The organism is Pseudomonas sp. FW305-3-2-15-C-LB1 (assembly GCF_058787615.1).
Genome location: NZ_JBYSZX010000030.1, coordinates 1 through 24,750, shown reverse-complemented (window position 1 = coordinate 24,750; position 24,750 = coordinate 1). Strand labels below are relative to the sequence as shown.

Here is a 24,750-nt window from a genome sequence, read left to right as displayed (position 1 = left end):
CGCCAGATCCCCAGCAGATCAAAAGCAGGCTGATATCTACCTGATGTATGGAGATCAAACTGTGGGAGGGGGCTTGCCCCCGATTGCAGTGGGACAGCCACAGATGCATCAACTGACACACCGCCATCGGGGGCAAGCCCCCTCCCACATTTGAGCCGCGCTCGACAAACACAATACCGGTCGGCCCTGAGGCCGCCGGGCTAGCCGTTACCGAAGCAACGGATATGTACACCGACAATCCACTCACGAAACCACCTCCCCAACCACCACGCCCCCCAGCCACCACCGTGCCAACCCCGCCACATTCGGCGCCTTGAGCAACGTAAAGTGATTCCCCCCGCCATACCAAACCTGCAACCCACTCCCCTGTCGCCGCCACCCCTCGACCATCATCCCCTGCTCCCGCTGATTCCCCGCCGCATCCAGCGCCGGATCCTCAGCCAACACCAACCGCACCACGCCCTTGAACCGCGCACCAGGCCGATACGCCGTACGCAACGCCGCCGCATAAGTGCGCGCCGGCCCCTCCATCGCATCCACCGCAGAACGCCCCGGCAACAATCCCACCCCGACCATGCCGGCATGTAACCGCTGCCGCTGCGCCTCCTCATCACACGCGGCAAAATCTCCAGGATCAATTCCCAGCGACCTGCCCGCCGACAACTGCATCGCCTCGATCAACCGCAGCAACGCCGCCGTCGTGGTGTACACCTTCGCGGTCCCCCCAGGTGCCTCACTGTCGATCACCGTCAATGACGCCACCTCCCGCCCGGCCGCCTGCAACCGCAGCGCCATCTCCAGCGCGACCCAGCCCCCGAACGAATGCCCCACCAGATGCACCGGCCCGTGCGGACATTCCTGCTCCAAGGCCATCAAGTAACAAGCCGCCGCCGCTTCCACCTGGCTATGGGGCACCGCTTCGCCGTCCAGCCCACGCGGCTGCAAGCCAAACAAAGGCCAGTCACGCCCCAGTGCCTCGCCCAAGCCGACGAACCCGGTGACACTGTCCCCTGCCCCCGGTACACAGAACACCGGCGCATACCCCGCCCGGCCACTCTGAATGCGCAACAACGGCTGATGCGGCGCCTGGGCCTGCGGCAAACAGGCCGCCAGCACCTCGCTCATCGCTCGCCCCAGTGCCTGGATATGCGGCGTTTGCATCATGCTCTGGTGATCCCCCGGCACCTGTACCTGGCGCAACTGGCCTGGCGCCAATACCTCATGCCACCCCAGGGACTCACTGCGCCGCGACAACTCGGTCGGCCGCTCATCCGCGCTGAACAGGTGCACCGCCACGGGCAACGGGAACAGGCTGTAGTGCGCCAGCGCATGCCCGTGCCCCACTTCCCGTTCGATAAAGCTCAAGAGGTCCGCGTCCGCAGCCGCCGCCATTTGCGCGTATAGCAGACCTTGATCGCGACAGCGTTGCAGCAGGCCCGCAAAGTCCAGCTGTTCAATCTGCGACGCCAACTGCCCAACGTTCGCCAGTTCATCCACACCTCCCTGTGCTTTCCAATACGCCGTGCACTGCAGCAACAAATGCCGCTTGAGCGCGTCCGGCCCACTCCAGCGCGCCTTGCCCTGGTCGGTCATACGCGGCACGTAGCTGTCGATCAAACCGAGGAATGCCACCGGTTCATCCAGCCCCACTAGTTGCATCGCCACTTCATAGGCCAGCACCCCGCCAAACGACCAGCCGGCGACCCGGTAAGGCCCATGGGGTTGAATACCCCGGATCAACCCGACCAGGCGCGCCGCCAGGCCTTCCATGGTGTCCAGGTGCGGCTCGCCGAGCGCCAGGCCCGGCAGGCCGTAAATCGGGTAGTCGCCGGGCAGATGCTGGCCCAGCGCCGGGAAATACACATCCATGCCACTGAATTCATGCACAAGGAACAGCGGCGCCTGCGAACCACTGCTGCGCACCGTGATCACCGCAGGATCGCGCACAGGCTCATCAGTGCGCTGACGCAGCATCGCGGCGACGGAGGCAACGCTGGCATGCTGGAACAACTCCGCCAGGGACACGGGCAAACCCGCTTCCTCCATCAGGTTGACCAACCGGATCGCCAGCAGTGAATGCCCGCCCAGTTCGAAAAAGCTGTCGTGACGCCCGACCTGTTCCAGCTTCAATACCTCTGCCCACAGCGCTGCCAGGGTCTGCTCCAACGCATCCACCGGTGCTTCAAACTCGCGGCGGTGCAGAGCTTCCAGGGCGGGCACCGGCAAGGCTTTGCGGTCGATCTTGCCATTGGCTGTCAACGGCAGGGACTCCAGCGGCACAAAGGCCGACGGCAGCATGTAGTCCGGCAACTGGTCTTGCAGGCAAGCCCGCACGCTGTCGATGCCGACAGGCGTGTCGGCCCAGGTGAAATACGCCACCAGGCGCTTGTCCCCTGGGGCGTCCTCGCGGGCCAGCACCACCACATCCTGGATACCCGCAACGTTGGCCAGGCGCGCTTCGATCTCACCCAGTTCGATACGGAAACCACGGATCTTCACCTGGTCGTCATTGCGCCCGATGCACTCCAGCAAACCCTGCGCCGTCCAGCGGCCAAGGTCGCCGGTGCGGTACATCAAGGCGCCTGGGATAAACGGGTCCTGCACAAACTTTTCAGCGGTCAGTTCAGGACGGTTCAGATACCCCTTGGCCACGCCATCCCCACCGATGCAGATTTCACCGGTCACGCCCACGGGCACCGGTTGCAACTGCGCATCCAGCACATGCACCTGCGTATTGGAGATCGGCCGGCCGATGGGCACGCTGTCGGCCGTTTCGGCCAGCGACCGCACTTCGTAGGTGGTGGCGTAGGTGGTGGTTTCGGTCGGCCCGTAGCAATGCACCAGGCGCAATGCCGGTGCCTGGGCCAACAGACTGCGGAACGCCGCCGGGTCGGCCCGTTCACCACCGCACAGCAGGATGCGCAGGCCCGCCAGGGCCTGGGGAATCAGCTGTACGTACTGGTTGAACAACGCCGTGGTGACGAACAATACCGTCGCATCCGCCAACGCCAGGCCAAACGCAGCCGGATCGAGCAAGGTGGCGTGGTCGATCACCTGCACCTGGCCGCCATTGAGCAACGGCCCCCACACGTCCATGGTACTGGCGTCAAACGCCGGGTTGGAGGCGAAGGCGACGCGGTCACTGGCGTTGAAGTCGGCGTAGCCGTTATTCAGCACCAGGCGCGTGATGCCGCGATGGGGCACCAACACGCCTTTGGGCGTGCCGGTGGAGCCTGAGGTGTACATGATGTACGCCACGCTGTCCGAGGACTGCGACAGGTCCGGGTTGTGGCTCGGTTGCGGATCGAGGGCCAGGGTGTCGAGGTCCAGGCGTTGCACGGCGTAGTCGACGGCACGCTCGCTGCCGGTCAACAACCAGGCCGCGCCGCTGTCCTGCACCATGAACGCCTGGCGCTCCGCCGGGGCGTTGATGTCCAGCGGCACATAGGCGGCGGCGCACTTGAGCACGGCCAACTGGCTGACCAGCAGGTCCAGCGAACGCGGCAACAGGATCGCCACATGATCGCCGGGGCGTACTCCAAGGCCCAGCAAATGATGGGCCAGGCGATTGGCGCGGCTGTTCAGCTCGCCATAACTGAGTGACTGCTCGCCCTGCAGCGCCGCCAGCGCAGCCGGCCGTGCATGGGCCTGGGCTTCGAACAGGCGTTGCACCGTATGTTCACGCGGGAATGCCCGGGTGGTGGCGTTCAGGTCCAGCAATTGCTGGCGTTCGGCGGCGGGCAGGATCGGCACATAGGCGATGGCAAGCGTACCGCCCTGTTCCAACGCCTGTACCAGTTGCTCCACCGCGATGTGCAGGTAGTCGCACACGCGACGGGCGCCCTGCCCCACGACTTTCAAGGAGAAACCCGCGCCCAGGTCATCCACGCTCACCGACAGGCCATAGTTGCTGTGTTCCTCGGCCTTGAGCAACCGGATGCCCTGCCAGGCCTCGCTCGCCACCTGCGGCGCACTGTGGCGATAGTTGAACAGCGTATCGAACAGCGGCGTGGTCACCGGCACGCCACTGCAGCGCTGGGCCAAGGCCAACGGCGCCTGCTCATGGCTGAGCAATTGAGTGAGGCGTGCGTGGGTGGCGCGCAACGCGTCGCGCACGCTGTGCCGACCCAGGTCGACCCGCAGCGGCAGGGTGTTGATGAACACGCCCATGGCCCGCTCGGCCCCTTCGCCGCCTTGCAGCCGGCCAAGCATCACGCTGCCGAACACCACTTGCTCCCGACCCGAGACCTTGCCCAGCACCTGCGCCCAGGCCAGGTGCATCAGGCTGGCGGCGCTCACCCCGGATTGCCGGGCCTGGGTGCGCAGGCGTTGGCTCAGCTCCAGGTCAAGGGTGCAGTGAACCTGCTCATTGCCGCCAAGGGTTTCCAGGCGGGTCGGCTCGTCGATCTCGCCCAGCATCTCACGGAAGAATGCCTCGTGATCGTCAACCCCCAAGCGGGTCTGGGCCACATAGTTGCGATACGGCACCGGCGCGCCCAGGGTGTGTGGCGTGCCCGAGAGAAACGCCTGCATTTCGTGCTGCAAAATCTCCAGGGCGATGTGGTCCATCACCAGGTGGTGGAACAGCAAGATGGCACTGCCGTCACACACCACCAGGCGCATCAGCGGTGCCTGGGACAGGTCCAGACGCTCCGGCACCGGCCCGTGTTCGACCCGCAGCGAAGCCTCGCGCCACACCACCTGAACCGGTTCTTCCAGGCCGTCCCAATGGAACGACGAACGCAGGATGTCGTGACGCTGGATCACCGCCTGCAAGGCCAGGGCAAATGCCTCCAGTCGCCGGGCGCTGTCGAATGCAAACTGCGCCCGTAGCACATAGTCGTCACCGCCCTGCGCGGCGCGATGGTGATAGAGCATGCCGGCCTGCAACGGCGCCAGCGGGTAGATGTCCTGCACATTCGCCGCGCCGCCGGGGATACAGGCGACGATACGCTCGATGGCCGGCTGATCCAGTTGGATCAGCGGCAACATGTCCGGGGTGATCGCCGTGCAATCGGCCGTAATGCCATTGACCGGCACCGCCACTTCACGCCCTGCGCCCAAGGCCGCCGCCAGGGCCGACAAAGTCGGCTGGCCAAACAGCACTTTCACATCCGCCGACAACCCGAGGCCGCGCATGCGCCCCATCAGGCCCACCGCAAGCAACGAGTGGCCGCCCAGCTCGAAGAAGTTGTCGTGACGGCCCACGCGCTCCACGTTGAGCAGCTCGGCCCACAGGCTGGCCAGGGCGATCTCCGTGTCGCCCTGGGGCGCTTCGTACTCGCGCACCACCACCGAGTCCAGGCCCGGCGCGGGCAGTGCCTTGCGGTCAAGCTTGCCGTTGGGGCTCAAGGGCAAGTTATCCAGGTGCACGAAGATCGACGGCACCATGAATTCCGGCAGATGCTGCAAAAGATGCGTGCGCAAGGCGTCGATCTCGCTGGACACACCGGTGTAGTAGGCAATCAGGCGATTGTCGCGGGCGATCACCGCGGCTTCATTGACCTGCGGGTGGTCGGTGAGGCGCGCCTGGATTTCCCCCAGTTCGATGCGCAGGCCACGGATCTTCACCTGATCGTCGTTGCGCCCCAGGTACTCGATCGTCCCGTCCGCCAGGTAGCGACCAACGTCGCCGGTGCGGTACAGGCGCCCATCGGTGAACGGGTCCTTGAGGAAGCGTTCGGCGGTCAGTTCCGGCCGGTTCAGGTAGCCGCGCGCCACTTGCACGCCACCGATGAACAGCTCGCCGACCACGCCCAATGGCACGGGCTGCATCTGTGCGTCGAGCACGTACATGCGGGTGTTGGCGATCGGTTTGCCGATCGGCGTGTTGTCCGGCGTCACCGGCCCGGCGCAGTTCCATGCGGTCACATCGACAGCGGCTTCGGTCGGGCCGTACAGGTTATGCAATTGGCTACCTGGCAATTGCTGCTTGAAGCGCCGCACCAGGCTGCCCGGCAGGGCTTCGCCGCTGCACATCACACGCACTAACCCTTCGGCCTGGCTCACATCGCCATGGGCCAGGAATACATCCAGCATCGACGGCACGAAGTGCAGCGTTGTGATCTGCTCGGCGGCAATCACCTCGCACAGGTACGCCGGGTCTTTGTGCCCGCCCGGGCGCGCCATCACCAGGCAGGCGCCGGTGAACAGCGGCCAGAAGAACTCCCACACCGACACGTCGAAGCTGAACGGCGTTTTTTGCAGCACCCGGTCATGGGCTTGCAGGCCATAGGCGTCCTGCATCCACAGCAGGCGGTTGACCACGCCGGGGTGGTCGTTGATCACGCCCTTGGGCTGGCCGGTGGAGCCGGAGGTGTAGATCACGTAGGCACCGACGGCTGGCACGTGAGGGTTGTCGACAGGCTGGTGCTGCCAGCTCGGCTGGTCCAGATCGACCACCGGCACCTCCCCCAGCAATGCCCGCGTCGCGCCCTGGGCCAGCACCGCTACCGGTGCGCTGTCCTCCAGCATGTAGGCAATGCGCTCCAGCGGATACGCCGGGTCCAGCGGCACATAGGCGGCGCCGGCCTTGAGGATCGCGTACAGGCCGATGACCATGTCCAGGCCGCGCTCCACGCAGATCGCCACCCGTGAATCCGGCTGCACACCCAATTCCAGCAGGTGGCGGGACAGTTGATTGGCCAGCGCATTCAGCTCGGCATAGGTCAACACGCCGTCATCGGCTTTGACGGCAATGGCGTCCGGCGTCCGCGTCGCCTGCGCTTCGAACAGGCCATGCAAGGTCTGCTCGAGGTCATAAGCGACTTCGGTGGCGTTGAAATCAAACAGCAGGTGCTGGCGCTCACGCTCATCCACCAGCGGCACCTGTTCCAGCACCGCCTGGTCGTTATCCACCATGGCCTGCAACACGCGGGTGAAGTAGCCGACGTAACGCTGCACCGTCGATGCGTCGAACAGCGCCACTGCGTATTCCAGCGCGCCGATGAGGGTGCCCTGCACTTCCGACAGGTCCAGGGACAGGTCGAACTTGGCGAAGTGACTGTCCTCGACGATGCCTTCCAAGGCCAGGTCGCCCAGGGCCAGGGTCGGCGCACTGCTGTCCTGCCAGGTCAGCAGGGTCTGGAACAGCGGGCTGTGGGCCAGGCTGCGCGGTGGCCGGGTGATCTCTACCACTTGTTCGAACGGCAGGTCCTGGTGGGCCTGGGCTTCCAGGGCCTGGGCCTTGACCCGCGCCAACAGCGCTTCGGTGCTCAGCTCGCCCGAGGTGTCGATGCGCACCGCCAGGGTGTTCACAAACAGGCCGATCAGCCCTTCCACTTCGCTGCGCGTGCGGTTGGCCACGGGTGAGCCGATCACCACATCGTGCTGCCCGGAGAGCCGTGCCAGCAGTGAGGCCCAGGCGCTCATCAAGGTCATGTACAGCGTGGTGCCGTGGCGTTGGCTCAAGGCCTTGAGCCCGGCGGTGAGGCGTTCGTCCAGGCGCACCTCGACGCTACTGCCGGCGTAGTCCTGCTGCGCCGGGCGCGGGCGGTCGGTGGGCAGCGTGAGCAAGGCCGGCGCACCGGCCAGCGCCTGTTGCCAAAAGGTGCTCTGGCGCTGCAGCACTTCACCGCTGAGCCACAGGCGCTGCCATACCGCGAAGTCGCCGTACTGGATCGGCAGCGCCGGCAAGGGGTCGGGCTGGCCGTGGCTGAAGGCCTGGTACAGCGCCATCAGTTCGCGGGTGAGCACGCCCATGGACCAGCCATCGGACACGATATGGTGCAGCGTCAGCAACAGCACATGGTGATCGTCGGCCATTACCACCAGACGCCCGCGCAGCAGCGGGCCGCGCTCCAGGTCGAACGGCGCCGAGGCCTCGCCATGGATCAACGCGTCCAGCGCCTGCTGTGGTTGCGGGTGGCGGCGCAGGTCCTGCACTTGCAGGGGCAACACGTCTTCGGCGGGCACGATCACCACCTGGGCCTCGTCGCCGCGCTGGGCAAAGCGGCTGCGCAGGGTTTCGTGGCGCGCAACGATGCGCGCCAGCGCCCGTTGCAGCGCCTCCACATGCAACTGCCCACGCAGACGCAGCCCGATGGGAATGTTGTAGGCAGTGTTGGCGCCTTCCATCAGCGCCAGGAACCACAGGCGCTGCTGGGCGAAGGACAGCGGCGTGGGCTCATCACGATTGGCCGGGAGGATAGCTGGCAAGGTGCTGCGACCGGACTGGGCCAGCACCTCGGCCACCGCCGCCAACTCGGCATTGGCAAACAAATCGCCGAGCAGCAACTCCACACCCAGGCGCTGGCGGATCTGCGAGACCATGCGCATCGCCAGCAAGGAATGCCCGCCCAGTTCGAAGAAATGATCGCGACGCCCGACGCGCTCCACCTGCAGCACATCGGCCCAGATCTGCGCCAGTACGGTTTCGATTTCACCTTCGGGAGCCACGTACTCGCGGGTAAACACTGCGGCCATGTCCGGCGCCGGCAGGGCCTTGCGGTCGAGCTTGCCGTTGGCGGTCAGGGGCAACGCGTCCAGCTTCACATAGGCGACCGGCACCATGTAGTCCGGCAGGTGCGCCACCAGGTGGGCGCGGAGTTCGGCTACCACCAGCGGGTCGAGCTGGCGGTTTTCGGTGAAATACGCCACCAGCCGCTCTTCACGCACCAGCACCACGGCTTCCTGGATACCCGCCAACTGGTTGAGTTGGGCTTCGATTTCGCCCAGTTCGATGCGCATGCCACGGATCTTCACCTGGTCGTCATTGCGCCCCAGGTACTCGATAGTGCCGTCCGGCAGCCAGCGTGCCAGATCGCCGGTACGGTACATGCGCCCGGCGTTGAATGGGTCCTGCAGGAAACGTTCGGCCGTCAACTCCGCACGGTTGAGATAACCCCGCGCCACGCCTTTACCGCCCACATACAACTCCCCCGCCACCCCCAGCGGTACCGGCCGCTGCTGCTCATCCAGCAGGTACACCGTGGCATTGGCGATGGGTTTGCCGATGTGCAACGGCTGGCCGGCCTCGACCTTACCGGAGGTGGCGACCACCGTGGCTTCGGTCGGCCCGTAGTTGTTGATCAGGTCGAAACGTTGGGCGCGACCGAACTGGCGCAAGCGATCACCACCGATCAGCAGCGTGCGCAGCGTCGGGTGTTCGAGCTGCTGGCTGAATGCGTACTCGGCCACCGGCGTGGGCAGGAAGCATACGTCCAACGGCTGCGCGCACCACCAGGCCAGCAGTGCGTCGACATCCTCGGTGCCGTCATGGGCCGGTGGCAGGTGCAGGGTCGCGCCCACGCACAGCGCCGGCCAGACTTCCCAGGCCATCGCGTCAAAGCCGAACCCGGCGACGCTGGCGGTGTGGCGCCCGGCGCACAGGTCAAAGGCATGGCAATGCCAGTCAACCAGATTGGCGACGGTGTGGTGCTCCACCATGACGCCCTTGGGCAGACCGGTGGAGCCGGAAGTGTAGATCACATAGGCGAGGTTGGACGGCGTGACCGCAACCTTCGGGTTGCTCGCCGAATGGTGCTGCCAGGTGTAGCGGTCGAGGTTGATCACCGGCACGTCAAGGGCCGGCAGGCGCTCGAGCAAGGCGTGCTGGGTCAACACCGCCACCGGGGCGCTGTCGCTGAGCAGGTAGTTGAGGCGCTCGGCCGGGTGCGATGGGTCCACCGGTACATAGCAGGCGCCGGCCTTGAGAATCGCCAGCAGGCCGGCCAGGGTATCCAGCCCGCGACGGGCGACGATGGCGACGCGGTCGTCAGGCCTGACCCCCAGCGCCAGCAGATGATGGGCCAGCAGGTTGGCTTGCTGGTTGAGTTCGGCATAGGTGAGCTGGCGGCCCTGATGCACGGCGGCAATGGCGTCGGGGCTCAGCGCGGCCTGGGCTTCGATGCGCCCGTGCAGCGTGGTGCCTTGGGGGAAATCCGTGTGGGTGGAGTTGAAGTGTTCCAACAACCACTGCTGCTCGGCGAACGGAAGCACTGACACCTGGTTGAGCGCAGTGTCTGGCGCCTGTTCGAGCGCAGTCAGCAGGTTTTCCAAGGCGGTCTGCACGTAGGCACAGACGCGCTGCGGATCCACCAGGGTGCTGGCCAGCAGACTCAGGGCAAAGTCATCGCCGAAGTCGTCGACACTCAGGGTCAAGGGGTAATTGGTACGTTCCTCGGCGCTCAGCGCAGCGATGCCCTGCCAGGCGGAGATCGCTTCGTCACTGGCCGCCGAGGCACTGTGGCGATAATTGAGCAAGGCGCTGAACAACGGCGTCGGCGCCACCACGCCGCTGCACCGCTGGGCCAGCGCCAACGGTGCGTGCTCATGCCGCAGCAACGTCGTCAGCCGCGCATGAGTCGCCTTGACCCCGGTGCGCACGTCCTCGCGGCCCACGTCCACGCGAAACGGCAAGGTGTTGATGAAGATACCCAGCGCCCGGTCTGTGTCATGACTGCCCTGCATGCGGCCCATCAATACCGTGCCGAACACCACCTGTTCCTTGCCGGCCAACACCCCCAGCACCTGCGCCCACCCCAGATGAAACAGGCTGGCTGCGCTGACCCCCAGTTGCCGTGCCTGTGCTCGCAACCGTTGCGACAACGCCGCCGGCAGCGCCAGGTGTACCTCGGTAATCCCCCGCGCATCGCCCTGCACATCGCTCAAGCCAAACGGCAAGGTGGGTTCGCTGATGTCGCCAAGCATCTGGCGGAAGAAGTGTTCGTGCGCCTGCTCGCTGATCCCCAACCGCGCCTGAGCCACGTAGTTGCGAAACGGCACGGCCTGGCCCAACGTCGCGCCCTGCCCCAACAGGCAGGCCTGCAGCTCGTGGCACACGACTTCCAGGGCACTGTGATCAAGGGCCATATGGTGGAACAGCAGGCTGGCAACGATACGTTGATTGGCCACGTCCTCGGCCCGCACCAGACGCAGCAACGGCGCCTGGGACACGTCGAGGCGATAGTGGCGGGCATCAAACAGCGCGCGCAGTTGCGTGGCGATGTCGCCGTCGGCCGGGTCCAGCGCCAAGGCCTGCACCGGCAGGCGCGCGCGGCGCCACACCACTTGCGACGGTTGCTGCACACCCTCCCAGACCACTCCTGTGCGCAGGATGTCGTGGCGGTCCATCACCGCTTGCAGTGCCTGGGCAAACGCCTCGAACCGCTCCAGGCTGTCGAAGGAAAACTGCGATTGCATCACGTACGGGTCGCCCCGCTCGGCACTGACGTGGTGGAACAGAATGCCTTCCTGCAAGGGCGCCAGCGGGTAGATATCCTGGATATTCGCCACGCCGCCATCGACGCTGGCGACGATGCGGTCGACCTCATCCTGGCTCAGCGTCGACAACGTCAACATCGACGGCAGGATGCGCTCGGCGTCCGCCGGTATGCCATTGGCGGGTACGTCGACTACGCCCGCCTTCGTCGCCGAGTATTCACCGGCCTTGATCAGCTCGATCAACGCCGGTTTGTGCTCGCGCAGGGCGGCGAGGATCGCCGGGTCGCTCAAGGCTTGCTTGTTGCCCTGGACCGATAGCTGTTCGCCCTTGAGCGCCAGTTGGATGTCCTTGGTCTTCAGCGTCGCCAGCAGTTGGTTGATGCTCACAGGACGATCTCCATTCGTTCAGTCAATGCGGCGTAGCCAGCCAGGGTCGGCTGTTCGAACAACGCGCGCACGTCGGCTTCCATGCCTTCCTGGCGCAAGCGCCCGATGAGGCTGACGGCGAGCAGCGAGTGCCCGCCCAGTTCAAAGAAATTGTCGTGGCGCCCTACCCGCTCCACGTTGAGCAGTTCTGCCCAGAGCCGGGCCAGCAGGATTTCGGTCTCCCCTTCGGGGGCTTCGAACGCGCGTACCAGCCGTGCTTCCATGCCCGGTGCCGGCAGGGCCTTGCGATCGAGTTTGCCGTTGGGGCTCAAGGGCAACGCGTCGAGGTGCACGAACAGCGCGGGCACCATAAAGTCCGGCAGGTGCAGTAGCAGTTGGGCACGCAGGCTTTCGACGGGCGCATGTTCTCCGGTGTAGTAGGCGATCAGGCGCTCGTCGCGGGCCACCACCACGGCGTCCTTGACTGATGTGTGCTCGCGCAATCGCGCCTGGATTTCCCCCAATTCGATACGCAGGCCACGGATTTTTACCTGGTCGTCGTTACGCCCCAGGTACTCGATATTGCCATCGGGCAGGTAACGACCCACATCCCCTGTGCGATACATGCGCCCGCCGGTGAACGGGTCTTCGAGGAAGCGCTCGGCCGTCAGTTGCGCACGGTTCAAGTAACCCCGCGCCACTTGCACCCCGCCGATGAACAACTCGCCCACCACGCCCAATGGCACCGGTTGCAACTGTGCATCCAGCACGTACAAGCGGGTATTGGCGATGGGTTTGCCAATCGGTGTGTTGTCCGGCACCTCGGGCCGCGCACAGTTCCAGGCGGTCACGTCCACCGCCGCTTCGGTAGGGCCATACAGGTTGTACAGGCCGATGCCCGGCAATTGCTGCTTGAAGCGCCGCACCAGGCTGCCCGGCAGGGCTTCGCCGCTGCACATCACACGCACTAACCCTTCGGCCTGGCTCACATCGCCATGGGCGAGGAATACGTCGAGCATCGATGGTACGAAGTGCAAGGTGGTGATCCGCTGCGCCTCGATCACTTCGCACAGATAGGCCGGGTCCTTGTGCCCGCCCGGGCGCGCCATCACCAGGCGTGCGCCAGTGAACAGCGGCCAGAAGAATTCCCACACCGACACGTCGAAACTGAACGGGGTTTTCTGCAGCACTGCATCCTCAGCATTGAGCCCGTAGGCGTCCTGCATCCAGAGCAAGCGGTTGACCACCCCAGCGTGCTCGTTGATCACCCCCTTGGGCTCGCCGGTGGAGCCGGAGGTGTAGATCACGTAGGCGGCGTGGCGAGCGGTGAGGCCCGGGACCTGGAGGTTGGTCGCGGGCTGGCGTTGCCACGTGACGTGATCAAGCTCGATCACCGGCACGTCGCCCAGCAGCGCACGGGTGGTCGCTTGCGCGAGGACCACCACCGGCGCGCTGTCCTGCAGCATGTAGGCGATGCGCTCCTGGGGGTAGGCCGGGTCCAGCGGCACGTAGGCGCCGCCGGCCTTGAGAATGGCGAACAGACCTACCACCATGTCCAGGCCACGCTCGAGGCAGATCCCCACCCGTGTATCCGGCTGGACGCCGTGCTCACGCAGATGATGGGCCAGGCGATTGGCGCGTTCGTTGAGTGCCCGGTAGGTCAGCCGTTGCTCGGCGGCAATCACTGCCACCGCCTCCGGCGTGCGCTCGACCTGGGCTTCGAACAGCGCCTGCAGGGTCTGATCGAGATCGTACGGCACCTCGGTTGAGTTGAATTCGACCAGCAGCTTATTGCGCTCTTCAGCGCCCAGGATCGGCAAACGATCGAGCGCGTGTTGCGGCGCGTGCTCCAACGCCTCGACCAGGCCCGACAACGCCGTGTGCAGGTACTCGCACACGCGTTGCGCATCGGCGCGTGCCAGAGCGGTGATGTCATAACCGTCGCCCAAGTCGTCCACGTTCAAGGTCAACGGATAGTTGGTACGTCCGTCGTTGGCCAGGGTCTGCATGCCTTCCCAGGCCTGCTGCGCCTCCTGCGAGCGGGTGGCCGTGCCACGATGACGGTAATTGAGCATTGAGCTGAACAGCGGGGCCGGGGCAGCGACCCCACTGCAACGCTGGGCCAGCGCCAGGGACGCGTGTTCATGGCCGAGCAAGGCGCTGAGCCGTTCATGGGTCGCCCGTACGGCGGCACGTGCGCCTTGACCGTCGATATCCAGACGCAGCGGCAAGGTATTGATAAATACCCCCAGGGCGCGGTCGGCGCCCTCGCCACCTTGCAGGCGACCGACCAATACGGTGCCGAACACCACGCTGTGGCGGCCCGATGTCGCCGCCAGCACCTGGCCCCACGCCAGGTGAAACAGGCTCGCCGTGCTCACCCCCATCAGCCGGGCCTGGGCCCGCAAGCGGCGGTTGAGGTCGCTGTGCAGGCGCAGGCTGTGTTCCTCGACGGCGCTGCCGTCGCCGCGCACGTCCTGCCAGCCGAAGGGCAAGGTCGGCTCGTCGATATCGCCGAGCATGGCGCGGAAAAAGCCTTCGTGCTCCTGTTCGCTCACGCCCAACCGCGCCTGCGCCACGTAGTTGCGGTACGGCATCGGTGCAGCCGCGGGCACTTGCCGGCCGAGCAGGAAGCCCTGCATTTCCCGCAGCACGACGTCAAACGCGGTGTGGTCGAGGACGATATGGTGATACAGCAATACCGCGACCACCCGTTGGTGGGAGGGATCCTGGGCGTACATCAGGCGGATCAGCGGAGCCTGGCTGATGTCCAGGCGATAGCGTCGTGCATCGAAACGTTGGTGCAGGCCGGCCAGTACATCGCCTTGCAGGTGCAGCGCCTGCACCTGCAGTTCGGCGGTGCGCCACACCACTTGCAGCGGTTGCGCCAACCCCTCCCAGACCACACCGGTGCGCAGGATGTCGTGACGATCGATCACCTGCTGCAACGCCTGGGCAAAGGCATTCAGGCGGTCGAGGCTGTCGAACGCCAGGTGCGTTTGCAGCAGGTACGGGTCGCCCTGCTCAGCGGTGATGTAATGGTAGAGGATGCCCTCTTGCAACGGCGCCAGCGGGTAGATGTCCTGCACATTGGCCACGCCACCGGGCACTTGCGCGACCACTTGATCGATGGTTGCCTGGTCGAGTTCCACCAATGTCAGCAGGTCCGGCGTAATGCGCCGGCAGTTGGCGGGAATGCGATTAACCGGCACCTGCACTTCGCGACCGCTGCCGACAGCGGCGGCCAGAGCGGCCAGGGTCGGCTGGCTGAACAGCACGCGCACATCGGCACTCAGGCCGACCTGGCGCATGCGTTCGATCAGACTGACGGCCAACAATGAATGGCCGCCGAGCTCGAAGAAGTGGTCATGGCGACCCACCCGTTCAACCTGCAGCACTTCGGACCAGATGCGCGCCAGAGTGGTTTCCACGTCGCCCTGGGGGGCTTCGTATTCGCGGGTCAGCAGCGCGGCCTGATCCGGCTCCGGCAGGGCCTTGCGGTCCAGTTTGCCGTTGGCGGTCAGGGGCAGTGCCTGCACCTGCACATAGGCGACCGGCACCAGGGCCTCGGGCAACCGGGCTTGCAGGTCGGCACGCAGGGTCTCGATAGCCAGCGGTTGCCGTGCGGTGAACCAGGCGATCAGGCGGCCTTCACGCACCAGCACCACCGCTTCGCCGACGCCTTCCACGGCAGCCAGGCAGTTTTCGATCTCCCCCAGCTCAACCCGCACGCCACGCACCTTGACCTGGTCATCGTTACGGCCCAGGTACTCGATATTGCCATCGGGCAACCAGCGCGCCAGGTCGCCGGTGCGGTACATGCGACCGGCGTTGAACGGGTCTTGCAGGAAGCGTTCGGCGGTCAGGTCCGGACGGTTCAGGTAACCCCGTGCCACGCCGCTGCCGCCCACGTACAACTCGCCCGCCACGCCCACCGGCACCGCACGCAAGTGCGCGTCCAGCAGGTAGACACGGCCGTTGGCGATGGGCCGCCCGATATGCAGCACCTGCCCGGCGCGTACGCGGCCAGAGGTGGCAACCACCGTGGCTTCGGTGGGGCCATAGTTATTGATCACGGCAAAGCGCCGCTCCTGGGTGAACTGGCGCAGGCGATCACCGCCGATCAGCAGGATGCGCAAGGTCGGGTGTTGCAACTGCTGGCCGAAAGCGTATTCGGCCACCGGGGTCGGCAGGAAGCTGACGTCCAGTGGTTGTGCCAGCCACCAGGCCAGCAGTTCGTCGATGTTTTCATTGCCGACATCGGCCGGCGGCAGGTGCAAGGTAGCGCCCACACACAGCGCCGGCCAGACTTCCCAGGCCATCGCGTCAAACCCGAAACCGGCGACGCTGCTGGTGTGGCTCGTCGCATCCAGACCAAAGGCCTCGCAGTGCCAGTGCACCAGGTTTTCCACGCTGCGGTGTTCCACCATCACGCCCTTGGGCTGGCCAGTGGAGCCGGAGGTGTAGATCACGTAGGCCAGGTGCGCAGGGGTCAGGAGGCTGAGCTGCGGATTGCTGACGGCATGCTGCTGCAGACATGGGTCGTGCAGGTCCACCGTGGCGATGTTGCCCAACAGGTCGCGGGTACTGGCTTCGGCCAGCACCGCCACCGGCGCGCTGTCGTGTAGCAAATAAGCGATGCGCTCGGCGGGATACGCCGGGTCGATGGGCACGTAACCGGCACCGGCCTTGAGGATGCCCAGCAAACCCACCAGCATCTGCGGGCCGCGACGACAACACAGGGCTACTCGGTCGTCGGGCTGTACCCCGAGTGTCAACAGGTAATGGGCCAGTTGGTTGGCGCGCCGGTTGAGCTGTTCGTAGGTCAACGCCTCACCGTCTTGCATCACCGCGATAGCCTGGGGTTGGCGTTCGGCCTGCACCTCGAAGGCACCGTGGACGGTGTGCCCCTGCGGGAAATCCTCGGCCGTGGCGTTGAAATCACGCAGCAGGGTTTCACGCTCTGCCGCCGGCAGGATCGTCAGCTGGTTGAGCAGGGTCTTCGGTGCGTTTTCCAGGCAGGCCACCAACTGTTCTACGGCGTTATGCATATAGGCACACAGGCGCTGGGCGCCGATCTGCGGCAGCGCCAGTACCGTGAGGCCAAAGCCTTCACCCAGGTCATCCACGCTCAAGGTCAGCGGGTAGTTGCTGCGTTCTTCGCCGCCGAGCAATTGCACGCCTTCCCAGATGCCGTGGCCGTCGCGGGCCATTTCACCGGGGCTGCTGTGACGGTAGTTGAGCAAGGCGCTGAACAGCGGCGATGCACCTGCCACGCCGCTGCAACGCTGGGCCAGCGCGAGGGACGCGTGTTCATGGCCGAGCAAGGCACTCAAGCGCCCGTGGGTGGCCTTGACCGCAGCGGCGGCAGTGGCTGCCACGTCCACGCGCAAGGGCAAGGTGTTGATGAACATGCCCAGCGCACGGTCCGCGCCGTCACCGGCCTGCATGCGCCCCATCAACACGGTGCCGAACACCACGTCGTCACGCCTGGATACCAGCCCCAGCACCTGCGCCCAGGCCAGGTGCATCAGGCTCGCGGCGCTGACGCCCAGTTGCCGGGCCTGCTCGCGTACCCGTTGGGCCAGCGCGGCATCCACGGCCTGTTCGGCTTCCTCGATATCGCCCCCATCGCCCTGCACGTCCTGCACGCCGAACGGCAAGGTCGGCTCATCCACATCGGCGAGCATGTCGCGGAAGAACGCCTCGTGTTCCTCCACGCTGACGCCAAGGCGAGCCTGAGCCACGTAGTTGCGAAACGGCGCCGCCTCGGGCAAGTCCTGGGCCTGGTTGAACATGAACGCACGCATTTCCTGGCCCACCACCTCCATGGCGGTGTGATCGAGCGCCAGGTGATGGAACAGCAGGATCGCCGCCACACGGTGATTCGCCGGATCCTGGGCATACACCATGCGCAGCAACGGCGCCTGGGTGATGTCCAGGCGGTAGTGACGGGCATCGAAGCGTGCATGCAACTGCTCGATGATGTCGCCTTCGGCCGGGTCCAGGTCGACCTCTTGCACGATCAGTTTCGCCTCGCGCCACACCACTTGCACCGGGCTGTCCAGGCCTTCCCAGACCACGCCGGTACGCAGGATGTCGTGGCGGGCCACCACCTGTTGCAGCGCACCCATGAACCCCTGCAAACGCTCCAGGCTGTCGAACGCCATGCGCGATTGCAGCAGGTACGGGTCTCCCTGCTCGGCGCTGATGTGGTGATAAAGAATGCCTTCCTGCAACGGCGCCAGCGGGTAGATGTCCTGCACATTCGCCGCGCCGCCCGGCACGTTCGCGACGATACGTTCGATGGCTGCGGGGTCGAGTTGCACCAGCGTCAGCATCGACGGCGTGATCCGGGTGCAATCCTTGGGGATGCCATTGGCCGGCACCACGATTTCCCGGCCACTGCCCACGGCAGCGGCCAGCGCCGCCAGGCTTGGCTGGCTGAACAACACGCGTACGTCGCAGCTCAGGCCGACCTGGCGCATGCGTTCGATCAGGCTGACCGCCAGCAGCGAATGCCCGCCCAGTTCGAAGAAATGATCATGACGGCCAACCCGCTCCAGCTTGAGCACGTCCTGCCAGATCTGCGCCAGCTGGGTTTCCACTTCGCCTTCCGGCGCCTCGAAGCCGCGGCTGAGCAGCGCGCTCTGGTCCGGCACCGGCAGGCCCTTGCGGTCGAGTTTGCCGTTGGCGGTGAGCGGCAGCAGCTCCAGCCACACATACGCCGACGGCACCATGTAGTCCGGCAACTGGCCTTGCAGGTGAGCGCGCAGGGCTTCAATCTCCAGCGCCACACTGGCCGTGTAGTAGGCCACCAGGCGCTTGTCACCGGGCTGGTCTTCGCGGACCAGCACCACCACGTCCTTCACGCCCGGGAAACTGGCCAGGCAGTTCTCGATCTCGCCGGGTTCGATACGGAAACCACGGATCTTCACCTGCAGGTCATTGCGCCCCTGGTACAGCAAGGTGCCGTCGGCCTGCCAGCAGGCCAGGTCACCGGTGCGGTACAACAGGCCCTCGCCGAAGGGGTTCGGGATAAATTTCTCGGCTGTGAGTTGCGCTTGGTTCAAATACCCCGTCGCCACGCCCGCACCGCCGATGTACAGCTCGCCGACCACACCCAACGGCAGTGGTTGCTGGCGCGGGTCCAGCACGTACGCCTGGGCATTGGCGATCGGGCGCCCGATGGGGATGCCGCCCTCGCCGACCCGGGTGATTTCGTGGGTGGTGGAAAACGTGGTGGCTTCGGTGGGCCCGTAGCCATTGAGCAGGTGCCGGGGCTTGCCGTGCCTGAGCACCCGGTCGATCACCTGCGGGTCGAGGACGTCGCCGCCGACGATCAGGTAGCGCAACTGCGCGAATACCGGCAACAGCGCGTCAGCGTACTGGTGGAACAGCCCGGCGGTCATCCACAGCACGCTGACGGATTGCTCCTGCAACAACGCGGCGAACGCGGCCTGGGACAACAGCACCGCATGCTCGACCACCACCACACAACCGCCATTGAGCAGGGGCGCCCACACGTCGAGGGTGCTGGCGTCGAATGCCGGGTTGGAGGCGAAGGCCACGCGGTCGCGGGCATTGAAATCGGCATAGCCGTTATTGAGCACCAGGCGCGAGATGGCGCGGTGCGGCACTTGCACGCCTTTGGGCGCGCCGGTGGAGCCGGAGGTGTAGAGGATGTAGGCGACGCTTTCGGCAGACTGCGGCAGCTCAGGGTTGCGCGGCGACAACGTGTCCAGGTTCAAGTCGGCCAGGGTCGTGAGCACCCGGTGCGCGCCGCTGTCCTGCACGATGAATGCCTGGCGTTCGACCGGCGCGTTGATGTCCAGCGGTACATACACCGCACCGCACTTGAGGATCGCCAGTTGGCAGATCAGCAGGTCGAGCGAGCGCGGCAGCGCAATCGCCACGCTCTCGCCAGGTTGCACACCCTGGTTGAGCAAGTGATGGGCCAGGCGGTTGGCACGCCGGTTGAGGTCGCGGTAACTCAGGGACAATGCGCCCTGCACTGCCGCGACCGCTTCCGGACGGGCCAGCGCCTGGGCTTCGAACAACTGGTGCACGGTCAGGTGCGCCGGGTACTCACGGGCGGTGGCGTTGAAGTCCACCAGTATCTGATGACGCTCGGCGGCCGGCAGGATCGACACGGCCTGCAACGGCGTGGTCGGTGCCTGTTGCAACGCCGCCACCAGGTGGCGCAGCGCGGTGAGCATATAGTCCCCCACGCGCTGCACATCCAGGCTCGCGACGCCTTGTACCGTCAGGGCAAAGCCTGTGCCCAGGTCATCGACGTTGAGCACCAGCGGGTAGTTGCTGCGTTCCTCGGAACTGAGGATCTGAATGCCGGAGGCCGCGAACGGGTTGTCTCCCGGCGCGTCCCCCGGCGCACTGTGGCGATAGTTGAGCAAGGTGCTGAACAGCGGCAGCGAACCCGGCACGCCACTGCAGCGCTGGGCCAGGGACAACGACGCATGTTCATGCCCGAGCAACTGCGCCAGGCGCGCATGGGTGGCGCGTACGCCGGCTTGCACACCCACGGCACCGAGGCTGACCCGCAGCGGCAAGGTATTGATGAACATCCCCAGCGCCCGGTCGGCACCTTCGCCGCCTTGCATGCGCCCCAGCAGCACGGTGCCGAATACCACCGACTGCTGGCCGGACACCTGCCCCAGCACCTGCGCCCAGGCCAGGTGTACCAGGCTCGCGCTGCTCACGCCCAGTTGCCGCGCTTGTTCGCGCAGCCCCAGGCTCAGTGCCGGCTCCAGGGGCAAGTGGGCCTCGATGATGCCGCTGCCATCGCCATTCACGTCCTGCAGGCCGAAGGCCAGGGTCGGCTCGTCGATATCGCCGAGCATCTCGCTGAAGAACGCTTCGTGCTGGGCCTGGCTGACCCCAAGCCGCGCCTGGGCCACGTAGTTGCGGTACTGCACGGCGGCGGGCAGTTGCGCGCTGTTGCCGGCCAGGCTGGCGCTCATTTCTTCCACCAGCACTTGCAAGGCCGTGTGGTCGAGCAGGATATGGTGCAACAGCAGGATGCCGACAAACCGGCCCTGCTCTTCGGCGTAGACAAAGCGCATCAGCGACGCACGGCTCAAGTCCAGTCGGAAGTGACGCGGGTCGAAGCGTTGCTGCAACTGCGCCAGCGGTTCGTCGATACGTTCAACGGTCAGCGCCGCCTGGCGCAATACCACCTGCACCGGCTCGTTGAGGCCTTCCCAGAGGATCGCGGTGCGCAGGATGTCATTGCGCTCGATCACGCTGTGCAGCGCCTGGACAAACGCGTCCACCGCCACCTGGTCGTCGAAGCTGAACTGCACCTGCAACACGTAGGGATCGCCCTCGGTGGTTGCCAGGTGGTGATACAGGATGCCGGCCTGCAACGGCGCCAGGCCGTAGATGTCCTGCACATTGCTGATGCCGCCGGGCACGCCCTGGATAATGTGGTCGAGGCTGGCCTGGTCCAGATCCACCAGGGGCAGCATGTCCGGGGTGATGTGCTGGGTGGCGGTGGTGATCCGGTTGGCCGGTACCAGCACCTCTTGCTCCCCCCCCACTGCGGCGGCCAGCGCCGCCAGCGTCGGTTGGCCGAACAGCACGCGCACATCGGCGCTGAGATCGACCTGGCGCATACGCTCGATCAGCTTGACCGCCAACAGGGAGTGGCCGCCGAGTTCGAAGAAGTTGTCGTCACGCCCCACCCGGTCAAGCTTGAGCAGGTCTTGCCAGATCGCCGCGATGGCCGTTTCCACCGCGCCTTGGGGCGCCTGGTAACCCCGGCGCGCCAGGGCATCGGCATCGGGTGCGGGCAGCGCCTTGCGGTCGAGCTTGCCGTTGGTGGTGAGCGGCAATTTATCCAGTTGCACAAAGGCACTGGGCACCATGTAGTCGGCCAGGCTCTGCAACAGATGGTCGCGCAGATCGGCCACACGCAGCTCGCCCTCGCTTATCACGTAGGCCACCAGGCGCTTGTCGCCCGGCTGGTCTTCCCGGGCGATGACTACCGCGTCACGCACGCCCTCCGCGCTGGCCAGGTGCGCTTCGATCTCGCCCAGCTCGATACGGAAACCGCGGATCTTCACCTGGTCATCGTTGCGGCCCAGGTATTCGACGCTGCCGTCGGCCAGCAGGCGGCCAAGGTCGCCGGTCTTGTACAGGCGCTGGCCGCTGGCCGGGTCGACCAGGAAGCGCTCGGCGGTGAGCGCCTCACGGTTGAGGTAACCGCGCGCCACCCCGGCACCGCCCACGTACAGCTCGCCGACTACGCCCAGCGGCAACGGCTCGCGGCGCGCGTCGAGTACATACAACTGCAAATCGGGAATGCGCACGCCAATCGGGCTGACGCCGACCAACTGCGCATCCGCCGCTTCCAGGGCGCGATAGGTCACGTGCACGGTGGTTTCGGTGATGCCGTACATGTTCACCAGTTGCGTGCCGGCGTTGATCGCCCGGGCGTACCACGGCTTCAGCACGCCCGGTTCCAGCGCCTCGCCGCCGAAGATCACCTGGCGCAGGGAATGGGACCGGGGGTTCTGGCCTTGCGCGGCGATCAATTGGCGGAAGGCGCTGGGCGTCTGGTTGAGGATGCTCACGCCCGCTTCGCAGAGCAGCGTGTAGCACTCGTCCGGCGAGCGGCTGACCAGTTGCGGCACGATCAGCAACTGGCCGCCGTGCATCAGCGCGCCCCAGATTTCCCATACCGAGAAGTCGAAGGCAAAGGAATGGAACAACGCCCAGACGTCGTTGCGGTTGAAGCCGAACCAGTGTTCGGTGGCGGTGAACAAGCGTGCGACCTGGCGGTGTTCGATCATCACGCCCTTGGGCTGGCCGGTGGAGCCGGAGGTGTAGATCACATAGGCCAGGTGGGCCGGGCTGAGGTCGACGCGGGGGTTGACGATGGATTCGCCGCGCAAGCCGTTGAGGTCGATCTGCGGCAGGTCGCCGACCAGATGGCGCGTATTGGCCTGCACCAGCACCGCCAAGGGTGCGCTGTCGGCCAGGGTGTAAGCGATGCGTTCCTGCGGGTAGGCCGGGTCGATCGGCACGTAGCCGGCGCCGGCCTTGAGGATGCCCAGCAGGCCGATGATCATCTCCGGGCCGCGCTCCACGCAGATCGCCACGCGATCATCCGGGCGGATGCCCTGGGCCAGCAGGCGATGGGCGACCTGGTTGGCACGTTCGTTGAGTTGGCGGTAGCTGATGCGCTGATTGTCGAAGCGCAGCGCAATGGCGTCAGGCTGGGCGGCGGCGTGGGCTTCGACTTGAGAGTGGATCAGCGCGGTATCGGCGTAATGCGTGGCGCTGTGGTTGAGGCCGTGCAGCAGGGTATGGCGTTCGGCGTCAGGCAGGATGTTCAGGCCGCTGAGCGGCATATCCGGTCGCTGCTCAAGGGCGTCGGCCAGGCTTTCCAGGGCGGTGTGCAGGTAGGTGGCGACACGTTCGGCGCCGATGGAGGCATCGACCATCACCGTCAGCGCGAAATCCTCACCCAGGTCGTCGACGTTGACCGTCAGCGGGTAGTTGGTGCGCTCCTCGGCGCTGAGCACGCGGATGCCCTCGGCCACCTCGATCACCTCGGCCATGTCCGTGGCGGCGCTGTGGCGGTAGTTGAGCATGGCGCTGAACAACGGCGTCGGTGCCGCCACGCCACTGCAGCGCTGGGCCAGCGCGAGGGACGCGTGCTCGTGGCTGAGCAATGCCGTGAGGCGCTCGTGGGTGGCCTTGACCCCGGCCCGCACGCCCTGCTCGCCCACATCCACGCGCAATGGCAGGGTGTTGATGAACATGCCCAAGGCCCGTTCACCGCCCTCGCCCGCCCCCATGCGCCCGAGCATCACGGTGCCGAACACCACTGAGTCACGCCCGGCGACCACGCCCAATACGCGGGCCAGCGCCAGGTGCATCATGCTCGCCACGCTCACACCAAGCGGGCGGGCCAGGGTGCGCAGACGGCGGCTCAGTGCGCTGTCGACGGGCACCCGTGCCTCGTCGATGCCCAGGCCATCGCCCTGCACATCCTGCAAACCGAACGGCAGGGTCGGCCCGTCGATATCCGCCAGCATCTCGCGGAAAAACGCCTCATGGGCCTGCTCGCTGACGCCATGGCGCACCTGGGCAATATAGCTGCGGAACGGCACCGGCTCACCGGCCTGGGCTTGCTCGCCGGCCAGGTACAGCTGGATCTCGTGGCGCACTACGTCAAGGGCGGTGTGGTCGAGGATGGTGTGGTGAAACAGCAACGTTGCCGCCACACGCCCGTCCGCTGGATCTGCGGTATACACCAGGCGCAGCAGCGGTGCCTGGCCCAGGTCCATGCGATCGGTGCGCGCCTCGAAGCCAACGGCCTCGCACGCCAGGGTCGCCTTGCGCCACACCACCTGCAACGGCTCATCAAGTCGCTCCCAGACCATCGAAGTGCGCAGGATGTCGTGGCGATCGATCACCCACTGCAAAGCTTCGGCAAACGCCTGCAAACGTGCGTGGCTGTCGAACTCGAACTGCGCGTGCAGCACGTAGGGATCGCCCTGTTCAGCCGACAGATGGTGGTAAAGCATGCCCTCCTGGAGCGGCGCCAGCGGGTAGATGTCCTGCACATTCGCCGCGCCACCGGGGATGGCAGCGACGATACGGTCGATGGCCGTCTGGTCGAGGCTGACCAGCGGCAGCATGGCCGGCGTGATGCGGTAGGCCGGGCTCAGCCAGTCACCGCCATGTTCGGCGACCAGCTCCAGCAGGCGCGGCTTGTGGGCGATCAGTTGGTCCCACAGCGCATCGTCCAGCGCCTCGTCGTCACCCAGGATGACCAGGTCGCCTTCTTCCCGTTGCAGACGGATCGCATGGGTGGAAATCGCTGCCAATAATTCGCTGAACTGCATGGGGGTAACCTGCCTGATAAGTCACGGTTGAGGAGAAAGTCCATTTTCAGCTGCCGCTTGGATCGGGTCTGCTGGACGCCCGCCATTAAAAAAAGCGGGCGCAGCCGGGGGCCTGGAGAGGCTTCCGGCAGGCTTGGAAAATTAAGGGATTTGGCGGACGGGGGGTGACATGGGAAGCGGGGACAAGGCGGGAGGGGGTTGGTTCAATTTAGCTTGCTGTGGCGAGCAGGCTTGCCCTGCGTTGGGCTGCGAAGCGGCCCTAATCCGGGGACTGTCAGAAATTTTGTGTTCGGGCATAACATGAGTAAGAGGTGCATGTATGCCAACCAAAAAGAAACCGCTT

At 65.7% G+C, this 24,750-nt stretch carries 2 protein-coding genes; both read right to left on the bottom strand.

Annotated features, from left to right (window positions below; all coding sequences use genetic code 11):
• Positions 1–243: 243 nt before the first annotated feature.
• Positions 244–11,550: a non-ribosomal peptide synthetase gene (locus AC3WP7_RS29440; protein ID WP_102650611.1), complete on the bottom strand. Its 11,307-nt coding sequence runs from the start codon at positions 11,548–11,550 to the stop codon at positions 244–246.
• Positions 11,547–24,407, bottom strand: coding sequence for a non-ribosomal peptide synthetase (locus tag AC3WP7_RS29435; RefSeq protein WP_102593170.1), 12,861 nt, complete (start codon positions 24,405–24,407; stop codon positions 11,547–11,549). Before AC3WP7_RS29435 ends, AC3WP7_RS29440 begins: the two co-directional genes overlap by 4 nt.
• Positions 24,408–24,750: the final 343 nt, after the last annotated feature.